This is a genomic window from Pseudomonas sp. GM41(2012), assembly GCF_000282315.2.
GTDB lineage: Bacteria > Pseudomonadota > Gammaproteobacteria > Pseudomonadales > Pseudomonadaceae > Aquipseudomonas.
The window spans coordinates 636637-652084 of sequence record NZ_AKJN02000008.1 but is presented as its reverse complement, the minus strand read 5'-3'; the positions used below and the strand labels follow the sequence as shown (position 1 = coordinate 652084).

The window sequence follows — 15448 nt, the reverse complement described above, 5'->3', positions numbered from 1 at the left end:
AAGTGGTATGCACGATCGATTGGCGAAATCCGCCAATCGGCCTGCCCTCAAGGAGAGCCCTATGCCCTGGTATGCCTGGTTGATTCTGATCGTTGCAATTGGCTCGATCGTTGGTGGTTTGATGCTGCTGCGTGACACCGCCAACAAGGTCGAACTAACCGAGGAGCAACGCAAACGCGTCGCTGAACGCAACGCGCAAGCGGATGCCAAGGATGCGCAGGACCGCTAAAACAAAACCCTGTCATTCACATTGAACGACAGGGTTTTGCGTTTTACTTCTCCCAATCCGCCTTGGCGATGTGCAGGCCATGCAGCCCTTTGTATGCAGCCCGTTCCGGCTGGCTCCAGCCCTCAAGCAACGAATCCTCCAACCGATAAATCTCCACCCCGAGCGGGCGACATACGCTTAGCGGATCCTGCGCATCCGGCCCCCACATGGCCAGCGACAGATCGCCGCCCGGGCAGGTCGAGAGCGCACACAGCAGATCGATTTCGGCAAAAAACTCCAGGTAATCGCCCTTCTGTGCCGGACAGGCTTTCATGAAGTACATGTCGTCGTGGTTCAGGCCCGTGCACTGGAAGATGTTCAGCACATCATGCACGTCGAACTCGGTCAGCCCATGAGGCAGCACCGCGCGGGTCAGGTTCGAGTGGCAGTGATGGTGGAAGTCTTCGCCAGTGAGCATTTTGTTCACATAAGGGTCGCAGCGGGTGCCGAGCAAATCGTGCAAGCGACCGCCATGTTCGTCGATGCCGTAACCGGCCAGGCTGTCATCGGTGATGGTCACCAGCGGCCGCAGAAAAGGCAGGTTCGACCAGAGCCGGTCATGGGTGCTGACGTGTGCGCCCTGTAACTGTCGGGTCCGCGCCGCCCACAAACGCTCCCGTGGATCGTTGGCATTCCAGACGTTGAAATCCCCGACTTGCGGCCCAACGGGGGTGGTCACCCGGAACACATGCCCGGCCGGCACTTTCCAGGCGCGACCGGTGCGAATCGGCACCTCGAATTCTTCAATCAGCGTGCGTCCGTCCTTCTTGTCGCGGATCCGTTCGTAGAAGGCTTTGTCCACCTGCAAGGCGGAACCTTTGCTGACTTGATAGGCCGCCGGATAGTCTTTGTACATGGCACGAATCCTCGATCAGTGATGGGAAGAACGGGTAAGCATCTGCAACAGGAGGTGTTCGGAATCGTCGAGATACAGGCTCATGGCGTCCTCGGCCGCGCGCTTGTCGCCCTCGGCCAACAACTCATGGATCTGCCGGTCACGCGCCAGCCAAGGCGCCTGAAAACGTGACTCATCGGGGGCGGTGCAGAACACCAGGCGCAATTGCGCGACGACGTTGGTGAAGAACTCGTCGAACAACGGACTGCGCAGCAATCCAACGATGTGTTGATGAAAGGCCAGGCTGTGGGTGCCGACGGCGCGCCAGTCTTCGCGCTCCCGGGCAAGCTCGGTAGCTTCCAGGGCTTCGAGCATCCGGTCGGATTGATAGTCGCGCAGCGGCTGACTCGCGCTGATGGCCTGCAGCTCCAGGGTGCGCCTGACCTTGAACAGGTCCCGCACGTCCTCGACGCCTAGCCTGCGCACCATCACGCCCTTGTTGCGCACATAACGGGTCAGTCCTTCCTGTCCCAGTCGATGCAGCGCTTCGCGAATGGTATTGCGGGAGGCGTTGTAGGCGGACACCAGATCGTTTTCCACCAACGCCATGCCGGGCAGCAAACGGCCGCCAATGATGTCAGCGCGCAACTCAAGTGTGATGTGGTCGGCCAGGGACAGTCCGCTGTTCATACTCATTGCCTCGTGATTGTTCAACAATCGTCAGTTATTGAGTAAACACTATTCGTGCCAGTTCGTTCAGCACAGCCGGACGGAGTTGGACTCATCTGCATGCTTTTTAGAAGTAGAAGTACAATCACCATCCCATTTTCATTGGTTAATATGGCGCATTGTTGCGGAGATACCCGATGCGTTACTCGCAGGACCATAAAGCCCAGACCCACCAACGCATCATCAAGGAAGCGTCAGCGCGCTTTCGCCGCGATGGCATTGGCGCGACAGGTCTGCAACCGCTGATGAAAGCACTGGGCCTGACTCACGGCGGCTTCTACTCGCATTTCAAATCCAAAGACGAACTGGTGGAAAAGGCTTTGCAAGCCGCGGGCGAGCAGGTCGATGTGATTTGCGCCGAGCTCTTCGCCCAGGATCGTCCGCTGGAAGCGTTCATCGACGCCTATTTGTCCGAATGGCACCAGACTTCACCCGATGAGGGTTGCCCGTTGCCGACCATGTCATCGGAACTCGGCCTGCGCGGACAGCAAAGCCCGACCACCGACGTGGTGCTCAACGCACGGCTCGAACAAGTGCAAGGCACCCTTGAAGACGAGGACGCCGCCGACCAAAGCATCGTCATCATGTCGACACTGGTCGGGGCGTTACTGCTGTCACGCAGTGTCGAGAATCCCGAGCTGGCTCAGCAGATTCTCGACGTGACTCGCGCCTATCTCAAACAACCCCGGGACTAACCCTCCCAGCGCTTGAACAGCACGCTGGCATTCACCCCACCAAACCCGAAGCCGTTGGACAGCGCGTATTCGATGGCCATCGGCCGCGCCTGGCCGTGGACGATGTCCACGCCTTGGGCTGCGGGGTCCGGGTTGTCGAAGTTGAGGGTGGCCGGGACGACCTGATCGCGAATTGCCAACAGCGTGAAGATCGCTTCGATACCGCCCGCTGCACCGAGCAAATGCCCGGTAGCCGATTTGGTCGATGTCACGGCGATTTTGTTATCCGTGCCGAACAACGCCTTGATGGCCGCCAACTCTCCCAAGTCCCCGACCGGGGTCGAGGTTGCGTGAGCATTGAGATGCTGCACCTGCGCCGGCGAAATACCTGCCTGGGCCAAGGCCAGCGACATCGCCCGTTGTGCACCGCTGCCATCCTCGGGACCCGCCGTCAGGTGATAGGCATCGGCACTGGTGCCGTAACCGACCAGTTCCGCCAGCGGTTGAGCACCACGAGCCAGGGCATGCTCCAGGGATTCGATCACCAGAAGGCCAGCGCCCTCCCCCATGACGAAGCCATCGCGGTCACTGTCAAACGGTCGTGAGGCACGTTCCGGGGTGTCGTTGAAACCGCTGGACAAGGCGCGAGCAGCGGCAAACCCGGCGAGACTGACGCGATCGATCGCCGCTTCCGCGCCGCCACATACCGCGATGTCTGCCTCGCCACAACGAATCAACCGCGCCGCATCACCAATCGCCTGGACCCCGGCCGCGCAAGCGGTCACCGGAGCACCCAATGGGCCCTTGAAACCGTGCTGGATCGACACATGACCCGCGGCGAGGTTGACCAGAAATGAAGGAATGGTGAACGGCGACAGGCGTCGCGGCCCACGGCTGTCCGTGGTGCGCACCGCATCCGCTATCGCCCCGAAACCACCCACGCCGGAGCCGATAATGGTTGCCGTACGCTCCTGGGCATTGGCGTCCGCCGCTTGCCAACCGGCCTGCTCCAGCGCCTGACGCGCCGCTTCCATGGCGAACATAATGAAGCGGTCCATCTTCTTCTGCTCTTTGGGCGCCGTCGCCCGGTCCGGGTCAAAACCCGCCTCGGGATCGTCAGCCAGCGTCGGCACTGCACCCCCGACCTTGGCCGGCAAATCGGCAACCACCTCATCCGGCAAATTGCGCAACCCGGAACGGCCGGCCAACAGGCGCGACCAGACGGCTTCGACACCAGAACCCAATGGCGACACCAAACCCATGCCCGTTACCACTACTCGACGATCACTCATACCGCAAATACCTCAAGCCGATTCATGACGCCTCACGTGTAACGTGCGGCGGCCTTACTTTTGGAAAGATTCGGCGCCATTACATGTCGCGCCGCAACGAAGGCATCCCAGTCGGCCGCATCCGGCAACGAAGGAATGGTGATCAACTCACCCTGATCCAGACCCGACAACGCCGCATCAACCATGTCCCCGGCTTCCATGACCATATCCGCCGGAATCTGGGTCGCGTCGATACCGGAGCGTTCCCAGATTTCGGTGCGCGTGACGCCTGGCAACACTGCTTGCACCTTGACCCCGGTGCCCTCCAGTTCGGCGTTCAACGACTGCGTCAGACTTAATACATAAGCCTTACTGGCGCTGTAAGTCGCGTTGAAGCGCTCGGGAAACAACGCCACCACTGACCCGATATTGATGATCGTCCCCCGACCCGCCTTGGCAAAACTGGCGGCCGCTGCCGAGGCCAGTCGCGTGACCGTTGTCACGTTCAGTTGAATCAAGCGTTCCAGCTGATCCATGTCGGCATTGGCCAACAAACCATCCGCTGCAACTCCGGCGTTGTTCAGTAACAGGCTGATACTTGAATCACTGCGAAGACGCTGTTCAAGCTTCAGCACCTCATCTTTTTGCGTCAGATCCGCCTTGAGCACCTCGACCTGAACGCCATGCTCGGTGCGCAACCTGGTAGCCGCTCCTTCCAGCCGCTCTTGATCACGGGCGACCAATAACAAATCAAAACCACGCGCCGCCAATCGCTCGGCGTAAATCGCACCAATACCGGAAGAAGCACCGGTGACGAGGGCCGTACCTTGGGACTGGACAGAGTTCATGACTGTGTTCCTCGGAAATGCCTAGGGAAAGACAAGCGCCTGAGCCTCAGAGCGCTTGGCGGAAACCAATTTATTATAGGCATAATTTAATGCGTATATGATAGCCGTAATTTTTCACGCATCGACGAAAGGCGGACTCTCCCAGCGTTCCCCAGAAAGCAAAAAGGCCGATCAATGACCGGCCCCTGACGCTGACGTATAAGCTTAGTTCACCTCAAGCTTCTCGCGATTCTTATCCAGAATCGCTTTACCGATTCCCTTCACTTCCAGCAGCTCGTCCACGGACGCAAACGGCCCATTACCCTCACGATAAGCAACAATCGCCTTGGCCTTGGCCTCGCCCACACCAGACAACTCGCGCTGAAGTGTTGGCGCATCGGCCTGATTCAAATCGACCTTGCCCGACTGTGCCTTGGGAGAAACCTCCAGCACCAAGGGTGCATTGCCACCCTCGGGCTTGGCCGTGGGCGCAGCAATGGCGCCAATAGAGGCGCTGGTGAGCAGGGCAAAAACCAGAGAGTAGAAATAGCCAGTACGCATAAATGAAGCTCCATGACATCGATTGAGAAAGCAGCTTTTCCGAAGCTGCCTTCCAAACTTAGGCGATGACTGGAGCTTGTCAAAAATGTGTCCGTTACAGGATGTGAAACAATCAGGGTTCAAGGCGACGTTGCTGGTAGATCCAGTCGAAGGGCCGCATGGCACGCTCGACGGTATTGCTATCAACCGGCAATCCGGGACAACTCCCGGCCGAACTTCTTAATGATATTCCAGCCCGCCAGATAGACGCACCTGAATGCAAGAGTCAGGCGGAGTAATTGGCAACACTCGTCAGAATGTCGCCTGCGTGTAGAATGGCGTCCATTATTTCCCCTCATAGCCAAGTGGAGCTATGCACCATGCTATTTTCAAAGCGCCTACTTTCTCCCCGTCGCTCGGGCATCACGATCGTCAGCGGATGTGATCGAATCAGATTTAAGTCATTCGTGAACCACAAGCTTTTTGCAGATGTCAATGGAGCGAACTACGTATGGTCGTTTATGCTTCGGCGAGAAGGTATGAACCCGTATCTCAGGAAAATCGAGATCATCCAGGCAGCTCTAGGTGCGGACGAATGGGTCTTCTGGCTGGATGATGATGCCTACTTTACGGACTTCTCCTGGAGACTCATTCCATATGTTGAGCGTTTCGCGAAGTTCGATCTCGTTATATGCAAGAGTCCCGTTAATCAAGGCGCATGGACATTTGTTTCATCGGGACAGTTTTTCTTAAAATCTACACGTCGCTCAGCTCAGTTCCTGGATGCAGTACGCAAAGTAAAGTTAGACGATGTGAAGAAGTGGTGGGACCAAGAGAAATACGGAATGTATACAAATGGCGACCAGGATGCGATGGTTTATGTACTAAGCACGGATAGTCGCTTCCGCGAAGGGGATTTTTTTACCCGGCTTGAATATACCGAGTTCAATAGCCGAGAGTTTCATTATCGCGACGCGCCGAACGAACATCGTCTTCTGCATCTAGCCTCAAGCAGCAAGACAAAGGAGCAATTACTCTCTGAATTTAGAGATCGCTTCGAATTAAACGAATTTTTAATTCCGCCAGAGCATCTTGAAGGGATCGACATTACCAGCTATTCAAATTTAAACCTGGCATTGCCCGGATAGAATATAAATCTTGATTATTAAGGTGTCACTGGCCTAATGAAATATATTCGCGAACTCGAAGGCTTACGCGGAATTATGGCGTTGTGGGTGGTTTTGGGGCATGTGCTTGCTGCACTTGCCCCGCTTTTTGGCTCATTCCCCAACAACTTGTATAATTCATATCCCGTGCAGGTATTTATCATACTTAGTGGCTTCGTGATTTTCGCGATGCTTGATCGCGGCCCCCAATCATACCCGCGCTATATAATAGGGCGGGCGTTTCGCATATTACCGGTATACTGGGTTGCATTGCTTATTTCAATAATCTCGTTGCCTATAGCCACGGAAATTTTGCATGCGTCGCCACATGGAGTTGCAACAGACGGACGAATTCAGATTATTGAAATTGCTCAAAGCAATCTATTTTTTCACATCTTGGCCCATATACCACTTCTACAAGGAGTTTTGCCGACATCCGTCTTACCCTATGCATCCCTTACACTCGTCGGACAAGCATGGAGCCTTACCGTAGAGTGGCAGTTTTATTTAGTCGCGCCGTTGCTGTTTCTGATGCTCACATCCCTTGGGCGGGTTTCGGCGCGTATCGCAGTTATCTCGATTACAGCAGCATGCTGGATTGTCAGCCCTTACATGGAGAGCGGATTCCTAGGGAACAACTTACCCATGTTCTGCGCAGGTTTCCTCAGCTATTTTGCGTTCAAAAACTTTTTGCAAAAATTATCACAACAACAGTTAATATCCGTTGCCGCATTATCCATCGCGTTTACATTGGTTTTTCTTCGCGATTTTTCGGCACCATTAATAATCTGGATCATTACGTTCCTCAGCATTGTCTCGGCCAAGTTTTCCGGAAGCAGCAACGTGATCGGATCAATATTATCAACAAGATTCGTTACATACCTTGGGCGAATAAGCTACCCGCTTTACATGATACATATGCAAGTTTTATTCGCATCCATGTGGCTGAGTAACACACTGGAATTGTCCGAAAGTTCCCGCATCGTAGTCATTCCCGTGATAGGGGTGGTGGCATCAATCGCGGCAGCAGATATCTTTCATAGAATTGTTGAAGTGCCCTTCCATGAATTTGGCCGGCGCATTTCCGCGAATCCACTGACGCGTCGAAATGGGCTTGATGCAGCATAAATGCGGAAGGCCTTCAATAGATTTTCGGAAGTCTACAGGCTTGGGTCGAGATAGACTTTTCGACTATTGCGTCAGGACACTTAATGAAATGCCGGTTCCGGTAAGAAATCGGAAGCACAGCATCGGGGATCAGTTAAGTGCTTTGAATGTGAGGTTCATGGAGCGCTTACGGTTCTTCGGCCTGGCGAATTAGGATCGTCAGGTGTCTGCGCTGTCGCGGCAGACCCTGTAGCTCTTCATAGGTGACCTGAGCGGCTGTTACATCATAAATACATACACTTGCTCAAGCCCCTGAATTGAGCTTCTCACCCACAACAGGATTGAACGCCGAATCGGCATCAACACCATTCGATACAGGCCTGACTTTATTTTTTGGCTTGAATTTGAGAACCCTTTTCTCTATCAAATGCCAAGAGCCATATCCCAAAATCAGAGTAATGACCACTGTAACAACAAGGTAGGTTGAATAGGCAATGCCGGGGAATTTTAGCAAAACAAACTGCTGAACCGGAAAAGCATAGATATAAACACCGTAAGAGCAGTCACCCACTTTATTAACCAAGCTTCCCAACCAACTTCTGGAAAGTCCATATGCCAAGACGACATACGGCAACGTAAGCCATAGCAGGGACTTCGAAATCGATGAATATGGTGCCAGAAGAAGGGTCATCATCACCATGACAGTTACGCCGGAGAGACTGAACCACCGTTCGAGCCCCCACTTCGCATAACATGCCCCAATCATGAAATAGATGCCTATCAACGGAATGTTTCTTACATCAGTACCGTAAACCACCAGCAGAGGCGCATCTCGCCAGCACCAAAAAACCACAATCAGCGCAAACAATGCTGTGGCAATTGCGTATACAACACGACCGCCATTGAATAAAAGCCCAAGCGCCACGACTACCAAATACATGAAAAACTCGATAGGCAAACTCCATAGAGGGCCATTGATCACATTGGCAACTCTGGAGTGCTCCAGCACGCCCGGCAAATAAAATACCGGACTTAAAATTATATTCTTCAAGTACATAACAAATGCCAGATCTGAGAAATACTGCTTGACTGTCAAAGTGGAAAAAATCGGACCAAGCAGAAACGAAGTTATCACGACAACAACAATCAGGGCTGGAAATATTCGCAGCGATCGCTTAACTAAAAAACTAATGACCGAAGGATCAAAACTCCAACTTTTTGCAATCAAATAACCACTAATGATAAAAAATATCGCAATCCCGAGGCCGCCATAGGAATCAAGACCAATAAAAATCTTCGGGGAGTTACCATACAGATCGAATGAATGAGCATATAGCACCATCAGCGCGGCAACCAACCGTAACAAGTTCAAGTTATTATCCTTGTGCAGCATGTATTTCCGCCCTGATTTTAATTAAAAGTGATAAGAAATTTTTACTCTTCCAACAGCTCGCGTAGGGCAATAGCCCGGCGCTTCGTCAGGCCGGCACCGATGTCTTCGCTGCAGACCTGGATCACACGTATTCCCGTGCCGTCATTGGTGACGCTGTGAGGATCATACAACGCCACTTGGTCCTCTTGCAGCTCAATCAGCCTATGCACCGTCCAACTTCAAGCTGTAGCGCTGGGTTGGCCATGCTTTTTTAGATCAGCGGTGCTGGACTGTCGCCGGGCACTGGCGCGCTTTGGTAGCCGCGGCGGCCGTGCCCTTGCGGATGTGTTTGATCACACGGATCTGCATCGGCACGAATTCAAGCTGCTCGCTGACTTCTTCGCCGAAGGTGTGCTAGCGGCAGACACAGGCAAGACTGGTTGAATAACATAACAAGCACCGGGGCGAATACCACACCCTTGCTCTCCAACTCGGCCAAGGCGGCCAGGGAGCCGATGGTTTTTCGAAAGTCTACTGGCTTGGGTAGAGGTAGTTAAAATACGCCGCCTGCAAACTAAACATCTCCCCTCTTAAACTCACGACCAGAATGAATCAGGCCATCTCGTTCAAGAAACAATCCTGAATTTTTCACGGAACACTAGCCAGCAAAGTTTGCGCAAGCTGGAAATCTTGAGGAATACCGATATCGATAAACTGACCTTCCGTTACAAAAACATCAAAAAATGTGTGTTTTACCTCTGTTGCCAAGTAGTCTGCTTCCAGCGAAAAGGCAAAATAGGGTTCAAATGAGTCCAGTTGATGCCGACAGAAAACGTAACAACCAGCATTAATTAATCCCGCCCCACAAACGCCTTTTTCCGTAAAACCGCTTACCTTCCCTTCGTCTGTAAGCAAACGGCCATATCGTGCAGTATCCGACACTTCGCGCCCGACGATGATTGGGCGCCGATGCAACTGCCAAAGCCTTTCGACTGGATCAACCTCGAGGTCTAGATACGTATCACCGTTAAACACATACACATGATCCTCATGACACTGCGCCAAGGCCAATCGAACAGCACCCCCCGTACCCAAAGGCTCCTCTTCAACCACATAGCTCAGCTCCATTCCCGCATATTGCTCGCCAAAATGGTTAGAGATTTTTTCAGCCATATAACCTGTTGACAATGTCACGCGCTTAAAGCCCTTACGAGCCAAGGCACTGAGCAAAATGTCCAGAAACGGCCTGCCAGCAATAGGTGCCATGGGCTTTGGTAGATCGGGTACCAACTGACGTAACCGGGTGCCAAATCCCCCTGCCAGAACAATGGCTTCCATCAGGCGTTACCCTTGAAAATTGCGTTTTCTACCAAGCCGCACAAGATATGACCCAATACCAGGTGGCCCTCCTGAATTTTTGGTGTATCTGGTGAGGGGACCTCAAGCAAATGATCACAAATCTCGCTCATTGGGCCACCGAGGTTGCCGGTCAGTCCAACACACACTAAACCACGCGCCCGAGCCTCTTGCAGAGCGAATAGAATATTGGGGGACTTACCAGAGGTTGAATAAGCAATGAACACATCGCCTTTTTGACCAAGTGCTTGCACCTGCCTGGCAAACAATTTTTCGTAGCCGTAGTCATTACCAATTGCAGTAAGGATAGAACTGTCCGTGGTCAACGCGATTGCTGGCAATCCAGGCCGGTCAAAGGCAAAACGGCTGACAAACTCACCCGCAATATGCTGAGCATCAGCTGCACTGCCCCCATTACCTGCCAAAAGAATCTTTCCTCCTTGTTTCATGCAGTGTATACAGGATAATGCTGCAGCCTCGACACGGTCGATAAGGTTACTATCAGCCAACATAGCACTCATGATTGCCTGTGAATCGACTATCTGCGCCTCAATGTATGTCCTCAATTGATTCTCCATGCCTGCGTGCCATATTTGGTGAAATGACAATTACTAACCTGACCGTCGAAGGAGCTTAAGGTCCGAATTACTTCCATGCGTCGCTCTGTGGGCACAAAGAACAACATAAAGCCACCTCCACCCGCCCCCGAAATCTTACCAGCAAGAGCGCCTGAGGCAATGGCGGCGTCATATATCTCATCTAGATACGGATTCGATACCGACTCGGCCGAACGTTTCTTATTTTCCCAACCTTCGCGCATTGATTCTACGAAGCCAGAAAAATCTCCGCGTAGCAGACACTCTTTCATTACCAGCGCTTCGTGCTTAATACCGTGCATGGCCTGCACGGCGCCAACCACCCCCGCCTTCACGTTACCACTCTGATCGGCAATGATCTTCGCCGACTCTCGTGATACTCCAGTAAAGAACAACACAAGTGAAGCTTCCAACTCGCAGATAATCCAACTCTTGATACGTAATGGATTGATTACTGCCCGATCATCAGCATAAAACTCCATGAAGTTGAAGCCACCAAATGTAGCGGAATACTGGTCTTGCCTGCCGCCCTGCAACCCGCACTCCACTCGCTCAATCCGAAAAGCCAAGAGCGCAATTGTATAGTCATCAAGTGGCAGATTCAGCAGCTCCACAAACGCACGAATCATGGCAACCACTAGCGTGGAGGAAGAACCCAGGCCAGACCCCACAGGCGCGTCGCATAAAGTGCTGAACTGCATCGCAATGGCGCGGCCACCGTTGTAATGCTCAATCATATGATTGTAAACCGCCGCATGCAGGTCAAGCTTGCCATCCAGCACATACGAGGCAGCGCAAGGCATTACCTTCTCCACCTGTTGATCGGTTGCGATGAAGCGAACCAGTGGTTCCTCCAAAGTTTCAATCACCGCATAAGCGTAACGATCTATTGCTGCATTGAGTACGTAACCACCGTAGATATCACAAAACGGAGAAACATCCGTACCACCACCTGCCAGTCCTAGACGCAAAGGTGCACGTGCGCGAATTATCATATTGTTGATTCCAATACCCTTGCTCGGTTCATTTAAGCAACCCAAGAGCTTCACCCCCGAGGGTGAAGCAATATTTTTTTTGCACCCGCTTCAACTTTTTCAAAAAGCCGAAGCATGCCATCACGCCCCAAACACCTCTTCAATTGCAAGACACGCAGCGGCACGGGAGAACCCCTTCAAAATCAGATCAGCTCCTGCAGAAGACAATTCAGCACAGCGCGCGGTATCAGACAGTAAATCCAGAACACCTTCTGCAAGGCCATTCGCACTCTCGCTTACTATGGCGTCAAGCCCAGATGTCACACCAACCCCCTCAACGCCAACCTGAGTCGAAACCACTGGAATTCCCTCACGCATAGCATCCACTGTCTTACCTTTTACTCCTGCACCATAACGAAGCGCTACAAGCACCATACGCGCACGATCGAGATAGGGTTTGACGTCTGGTACCTGGCCGGTCACTACGACACGAGAACCAGCGAGAGCAAGAATTTCAGCCGGGGGCGCATAACCAACAAGGACCACGCGGGCATCTGGGCGTTTCTCCCATACACGCGGCATTACTTCATTTACTATATATAGCGCTGCATCCACGTTCGGAGCGTGAGGGAACCCCCCGACAAAAACTATGTCTGTCAGCCCTTCGAAATGAGCAGCGTCGCGACGACAAATTTCATGAGCTTCATAATAATATGGCGGCAGTACGAAAACAGGCTTATCAGGAACTAAACGTCGTATCACCTCCGCCTCTTCGGCACTTGGCGATATAATTTTATCCACACTCGAAAACACCGAGAGTTCTGCTTCCTTCATCCGATTTGCGTCAGCAAGTTTATCGGGATCAGCATATAACTCCGCTTCCCTTTCAAGCCTCACGTGGTGCAAATCATGAGTGTAATATGTCAAGCGAGCAGAAGTTAAATTCCGTAACGGATTAATGATATTTCCAGCAATTTCAGGTCGTGCCAACCACACTTCCTTCACGTATTTGCCATTTTCCATTAACCATGATTCAAGGGTCTGAGGTGATCTAATCAACATGACACCTTGACGCTCAAGATTATCGGCTGAAGGGCCTTCTGCCCTTCCTTCCACAGGGCAGAAGACGACCCGCCATCCAGTTGACGCCAATAAGGATAAATAGCTGCTCATGGTGACATCGCCTGCATGACGATTCGGCTGAGGTACACTATTTTCAACAACTAGAAAGACTGGTCGCTCATCAGACACCTGCTGCAGTAAAAACTCATCTTCCGATCCGCTCGGCTGCATGGGTAAAACAGTTGCAAAACGCTCAGAGAACTTCGCCTGATTGATGGTATTTATCTGATTTGGTATCTCCTTCGCATCCCCATATGATGCGCCGCCGAGATGGACGATACGGCTTTTTGGCTCGCAGATAACCTTTAACCCGCGCTCTTGCACACGGAACGCAAGATCAAAATCTACATACGATGCAGGAGCGTAACGAGCATCGAGCCCCCCCATATCTAGAAACAAAGATGTCTTCATCAAAAAGCATGTGCCAGCAACACAGTCCACCTCCCTACGATAGGTAAAGGCTCCGTCTCTGGCATCTTTGTTACGGCCAATAGGATAACCCTGGCCGCTTTGAAGCATCCGCCAACCGGCATCTTGAATAGAACCATCAACATTCAATAGCATTCCACCAACAAGCCCTGCGCTGGTGACATCCTCGTGCGCATCAACTAAATGACGAAGCCATCCAGAATAGACTATTGTATCGCTATTTAAAAAACAGACGAAGCGCCCGCGCGCCACTTCGGCGCCTCGATTACATGCAAGCGAGAAACCCAAGTTTTCCGAGTTTGAAATCTTAACTAAGCCCCCGCTATCCGGTATGCCCCACAGAACTTGCTCTTCTGGACAATCGTCGACGAGAATAACTTCAAAAGACGGCTCCCCCTCAAGACCAATGGAAATTGAGCGAAGGCAATTTTTGAGAACACCTAGCTCTCGATACACGGGTATCACTATCGATACTACAGGTGCCTCTACCGGTGGAAAGTAAATTGGCGCTTCCCCATGCATGCACACAAACGCACTTTCCAAGTTGAAATCTGACTTGGCAGCAACGACTTGCTGTACTTGTGCAGTGTCAGCATCCGCAGAAATCACTTGCACCACGGTGCGTTTTCTTTTCCACAAAAGATATTTATGGCCGATTTGCATCGTAAGCGTCCACCAGAGAATCTTGAGTGAACGACGAAGCGTGCGCCCCACCACCGGGTAACGCACCCCAACTTTACGAAGAGGTGCCGTAATCCGCCAACTTGTACTACCGACAACGAGATCCCTTTCAAATGTAGCATTAGCAGCCTCTGCACGAACTCTCTCTAACTCATGCAAGGCATCTTCGCGAGCAGCGCCTAACTCCATCAAATCACTCTGCGCTTTCTGCAGCGCAACTAGAGAATTAGCTGAAAGCGAGTTAACCTGAAGAATAGCGGACTGTACCTTATTTGCGGCAAGCGATGGAGCTGCCACCTGAAGAGCGGACACTCCATGCCTTCTTACATCGAACTCCATAACCTTTACCATGGCTTCTGGACGCACAGCAAATGGCGCAACAGCCAGCAGCGGCCAAAGGACCGGGATCGATATTTTCGGCTCTATCTCGCTAATGAAATGAGATCGCGCCTGCCCAACATTATCGTGAAAAACGCAAGGCATGGAAATTGAGGCCGCAAAATCCTGCCATTTAAAAGGCAGATCAATACAATCGCTGTTCCAGAACCCAAAACGACGCCCATATGCCGCCGCCACAATCGCTGCATGCAATGATCCGCACAAAACAAATTCTGCAGTCGTTAAACGATCAATAAATTCAAAAATACAAAGAGTATCATTATTTATATTTGGCCTAAGGATCGCACTACATCCACTTAATGCAAGGAGCTCATCGTCCGTTCTGATATCGTGAAAATGAGGAACCAAGAGAGTCTCACCCTTAATTCCAGGCAAAGAGCTTGGGGTGTAGAGAGCAGGGAGAAGCAACCCCGGGTCCCCCATTGGAGTTTCTATCCCCAACCGCAATGCTGATCGTGATAAAGGGCCTCGAACGGCCAGAATATCGACAAGCCCACGACTCTTGTCGGTTAAACTGTATTCGTGCCGAAGCCCACATCCCCAATAAATAGTTCGGATACCCTGCTGAGAGTCAAACTCTGATTCACTCTTCAACAACTCGTCATCCATACAGCTACCGACAATCCTAATGGAGTCTGCCTGCATGCCCGCACTATAAAAAAGTTTTTGCATAAAAAAATCCGACAAAAAATCGCCGAAATTTTGAATTGGTTCACCATCCAGCCAGTATTTTGGATTGCGCCACATTTCAATAAATCCTAATCATATTTTACTTTAATAGAATATTTGGAACCCGCCAAAAGAAAGCGAACCCCTTAATCCCCGCAAAAAAACTGCCACAATAAAAAAAACTTATTAACTCGATAAAAATTCAGCACCAGACATTCCTTTCAAATAAATATTTAATTCAAAAAAAACAGCGAATCGATCAAAAACGATCACTCCAGCCGCTCATTCTAGTGTTTTTAGCCGCTGCGAACACCTCACGAAAGCCAATTTCTGCATTACTCGCGCAACGCTCCCTGAAAAAGCTCATCAGGCTCATATGGGGCTCAGGTCAGGTAGTCAGGGCATATTCAAGCACATCCGGAGACTCATTCGC

At 51.8% G+C, this 15448-nt stretch carries 15 protein-coding genes and 1 pseudogene; 4 read left to right on the top strand and 12 right to left on the bottom strand.

The annotated features are described in order from the left end of the window. Positions 1-61: 61 nt before the first annotated feature. Positions 62-229 (top strand): DUF2897 family protein, encoded by a 168-nt coding sequence (locus PMI27_RS30745; RefSeq protein WP_008148765.1) that lies wholly within the window; start codon positions 62-64, stop codon positions 227-229. Between the two features lie 43 nt (positions 230-272). Here PMI27_RS30745 and PMI27_RS05385 read toward each other — a convergent pair whose 3' ends face one another. Together PMI27_RS05385 and PMI27_RS05390 are read right to left on the bottom strand one after the other, a co-directional pair. Continuing rightward, a complete protein-coding gene (locus tag PMI27_RS05385) occupies positions 273-1124 on the bottom strand; it encodes an urea carboxylase-associated family protein (protein WP_008148761.1) in 852 nt (283 codons plus the stop codon). Between the two features lie 15 nt (positions 1125-1139). Next, positions 1140-1793, bottom strand: coding sequence for a GntR family transcriptional regulator (locus PMI27_RS05390; protein WP_008148759.1), 654 nt, complete (start codon positions 1791-1793; stop codon positions 1140-1142). A gap of 176 nt (positions 1794-1969) precedes the next feature. On the opposite strand from PMI27_RS05390, the gene PMI27_RS05395 reads away from it, so the two are divergent. Next, a complete protein-coding gene (locus PMI27_RS05395; RefSeq protein WP_008148758.1) occupies positions 1970-2527 on the top strand; it encodes a TetR/AcrR family transcriptional regulator in 558 nt (185 codons plus the stop codon). Here PMI27_RS05395 and fabF read toward each other — a convergent pair. The 3 genes from fabF to PMI27_RS05410 all read right to left on the bottom strand — a co-directional run bounded on the left by fabF (position 2524) and on the right by PMI27_RS05410 (position 5165). Beyond that, positions 2524-3798, bottom strand: coding sequence for a beta-ketoacyl-ACP synthase II (gene fabF, locus PMI27_RS05400; RefSeq protein WP_008148757.1), 1275 nt, complete (start codon positions 3796-3798; stop codon positions 2524-2526). The genes PMI27_RS05395 and fabF overlap by 4 nt on opposite strands. A 32-nt stretch (positions 3799-3830) precedes the next feature. Continuing rightward, positions 3831-4625: an SDR family NAD(P)-dependent oxidoreductase gene (locus PMI27_RS05405; RefSeq protein ID WP_008148756.1), complete on the bottom strand. Its 795-nt coding sequence runs from the start codon at positions 4623-4625 to the stop codon at positions 3831-3833. A 204-nt stretch (positions 4626-4829) separates the two neighbouring features. Next, the gene (locus PMI27_RS05410) at positions 4830-5165 is read right to left on the bottom strand and encodes a ComEA family DNA-binding protein (protein WP_008148755.1); all 336 of its coding nucleotides are present in this window, start codon (positions 5163-5165) and stop codon (positions 4830-4832) included. Positions 5166-5524: 359 nt separating this feature from the next. Here PMI27_RS05410 and PMI27_RS05415 point away from each other — a divergent pair, with 359 nt between their 5' ends. Together PMI27_RS05415 and PMI27_RS05420 are read left to right on the top strand one after the other, a co-directional pair. Next, positions 5525-6292 carry a putative nucleotide-diphospho-sugar transferase gene (locus PMI27_RS05415; protein WP_008148753.1) on the top strand — a complete coding sequence of 256 codons (768 nt, stop codon included), beginning with the start codon at positions 5525-5527 and terminating at the stop codon, positions 6290-6292. 36 nt (positions 6293-6328) lie between these two features. Next, a complete protein-coding gene (locus tag PMI27_RS05420; protein ID WP_008148750.1) occupies positions 6329-7438 on the top strand; it encodes an acyltransferase family protein in 1110 nt (369 codons plus the stop codon). Positions 7439-7721: 283 nt separating this feature from the next. On the opposite strand, the gene PMI27_RS05425 is transcribed toward PMI27_RS05420, so the two are convergent. From PMI27_RS05425 to PMI27_RS05445, 7 genes and pseudogenes are all read right to left on the bottom strand, one after another. Then, on the bottom strand, positions 7722-8810 hold the full coding sequence (locus PMI27_RS05425; RefSeq protein ID WP_008148748.1) for an acyltransferase family protein: 1089 nt from the start codon (positions 8808-8810) through the stop codon (positions 7722-7724). A 41-nt stretch (positions 8811-8851) separates the two neighbouring features. Continuing rightward, positions 8852-9019, bottom strand: a complete 168-nt coding sequence (locus tag PMI27_RS31800) for a hypothetical protein (RefSeq protein WP_160171639.1) — start codon at positions 9017-9019, stop codon at positions 8852-8854. A gap of 44 nt (positions 9020-9063) precedes the next feature. After that, positions 9064-9221: pseudogene (locus PMI27_RS31610) on the bottom strand (IS66 family transposase zinc-finger binding domain-containing protein); the annotation flags it as partial. 216 nt (positions 9222-9437) lie between these two features. After that, positions 9438-10127 carry a nucleotidyltransferase family protein gene (locus tag PMI27_RS05430; protein ID WP_008148746.1) on the bottom strand — a complete coding sequence of 230 codons (690 nt, stop codon included), beginning with the start codon at positions 10125-10127 and terminating at the stop codon, positions 9438-9440. Then, entirely contained in the window at positions 10127-10723 is a 597-nt protein-coding gene (locus tag PMI27_RS05435; RefSeq protein WP_033053512.1) for a D-sedoheptulose 7-phosphate isomerase, read from the bottom strand. The genes PMI27_RS05430 and PMI27_RS05435 overlap by 1 nt, the downstream gene beginning before the upstream one ends. Next, positions 10708-11736: a GHMP family kinase ATP-binding protein gene (locus tag PMI27_RS05440; protein WP_008148742.1), complete on the bottom strand. Its 1029-nt coding sequence runs from the start codon at positions 11734-11736 to the stop codon at positions 10708-10710. Before PMI27_RS05440 ends, PMI27_RS05435 begins: the two co-directional genes overlap by 16 nt. A 120-nt stretch (positions 11737-11856) precedes the next feature. Next, positions 11857-15093: a glycosyltransferase gene (locus tag PMI27_RS05445; protein ID WP_008148740.1), complete on the bottom strand. Its 3237-nt coding sequence runs from the start codon at positions 15091-15093 to the stop codon at positions 11857-11859. Positions 15094-15448 lie beyond the last annotated feature (355 nt).

What these genes read in the sequence shown, in the direction of transcription:
- PMI27_RS30745 (WP_008148765.1), top strand. Translation starts at nt 62, where the DNA reads ATGCCCTGGTATGCCTGGTTGATTCTGATCGTTGCAATTGGCTCGATC.
- PMI27_RS05385 (WP_008148761.1), bottom strand. Translation starts at nt 1,124, where the DNA reads ATGTACAAAGACTATCCGGCGGCCTATCAAGTCAGCAAAGGTTCCGCC.
- PMI27_RS05390 (WP_008148759.1), bottom strand. Translation starts at nt 1,793, where the DNA reads ATGAACAGCGGACTGTCCCTGGCCGACCACATCACACTTGAGTTGCGC.
- PMI27_RS05395 (WP_008148758.1), top strand. Translation starts at nt 1,970, where the DNA reads ATGCGTTACTCGCAGGACCATAAAGCCCAGACCCACCAACGCATCATC.
- fabF (WP_008148757.1), bottom strand. Translation starts at nt 3,798, where the DNA reads ATGAGTGATCGTCGAGTAGTGGTAACGGGCATGGGTTTGGTGTCGCCA.
- PMI27_RS05405 (WP_008148756.1), bottom strand. Translation starts at nt 4,625, where the DNA reads ATGAACTCTGTCCAGTCCCAAGGTACGGCCCTCGTCACCGGTGCTTCT.
- PMI27_RS05410 (WP_008148755.1), bottom strand. Translation starts at nt 5,165, where the DNA reads ATGCGTACTGGCTATTTCTACTCTCTGGTTTTTGCCCTGCTCACCAGC.
- PMI27_RS05415 (WP_008148753.1), top strand. Translation starts at nt 5,525, where the DNA reads ATGCTATTTTCAAAGCGCCTACTTTCTCCCCGTCGCTCGGGCATCACG.
- PMI27_RS05420 (WP_008148750.1), top strand. Translation starts at nt 6,329, where the DNA reads ATGAAATATATTCGCGAACTCGAAGGCTTACGCGGAATTATGGCGTTG.
- PMI27_RS05425 (WP_008148748.1), bottom strand. Translation starts at nt 8,810, where the DNA reads ATGCTGCACAAGGATAATAACTTGAACTTGTTACGGTTGGTTGCCGCG.
- PMI27_RS05430 (WP_008148746.1), bottom strand. Translation starts at nt 10,127, where the DNA reads ATGGAAGCCATTGTTCTGGCAGGGGGATTTGGCACCCGGTTACGTCAG.
- PMI27_RS05435 (WP_033053512.1), bottom strand. Translation starts at nt 10,723, where the DNA reads ATGGAGAATCAATTGAGGACATACATTGAGGCGCAGATAGTCGATTCA.
- PMI27_RS05440 (WP_008148742.1), bottom strand. Translation starts at nt 11,736, where the DNA reads ATGATAATTCGCGCACGTGCACCTTTGCGTCTAGGACTGGCAGGTGGT.
- PMI27_RS05445 (WP_008148740.1), bottom strand. Translation starts at nt 15,093, where the DNA reads ATGTGGCGCAATCCAAAATACTGGCTGGATGGTGAACCAATTCAAAAT.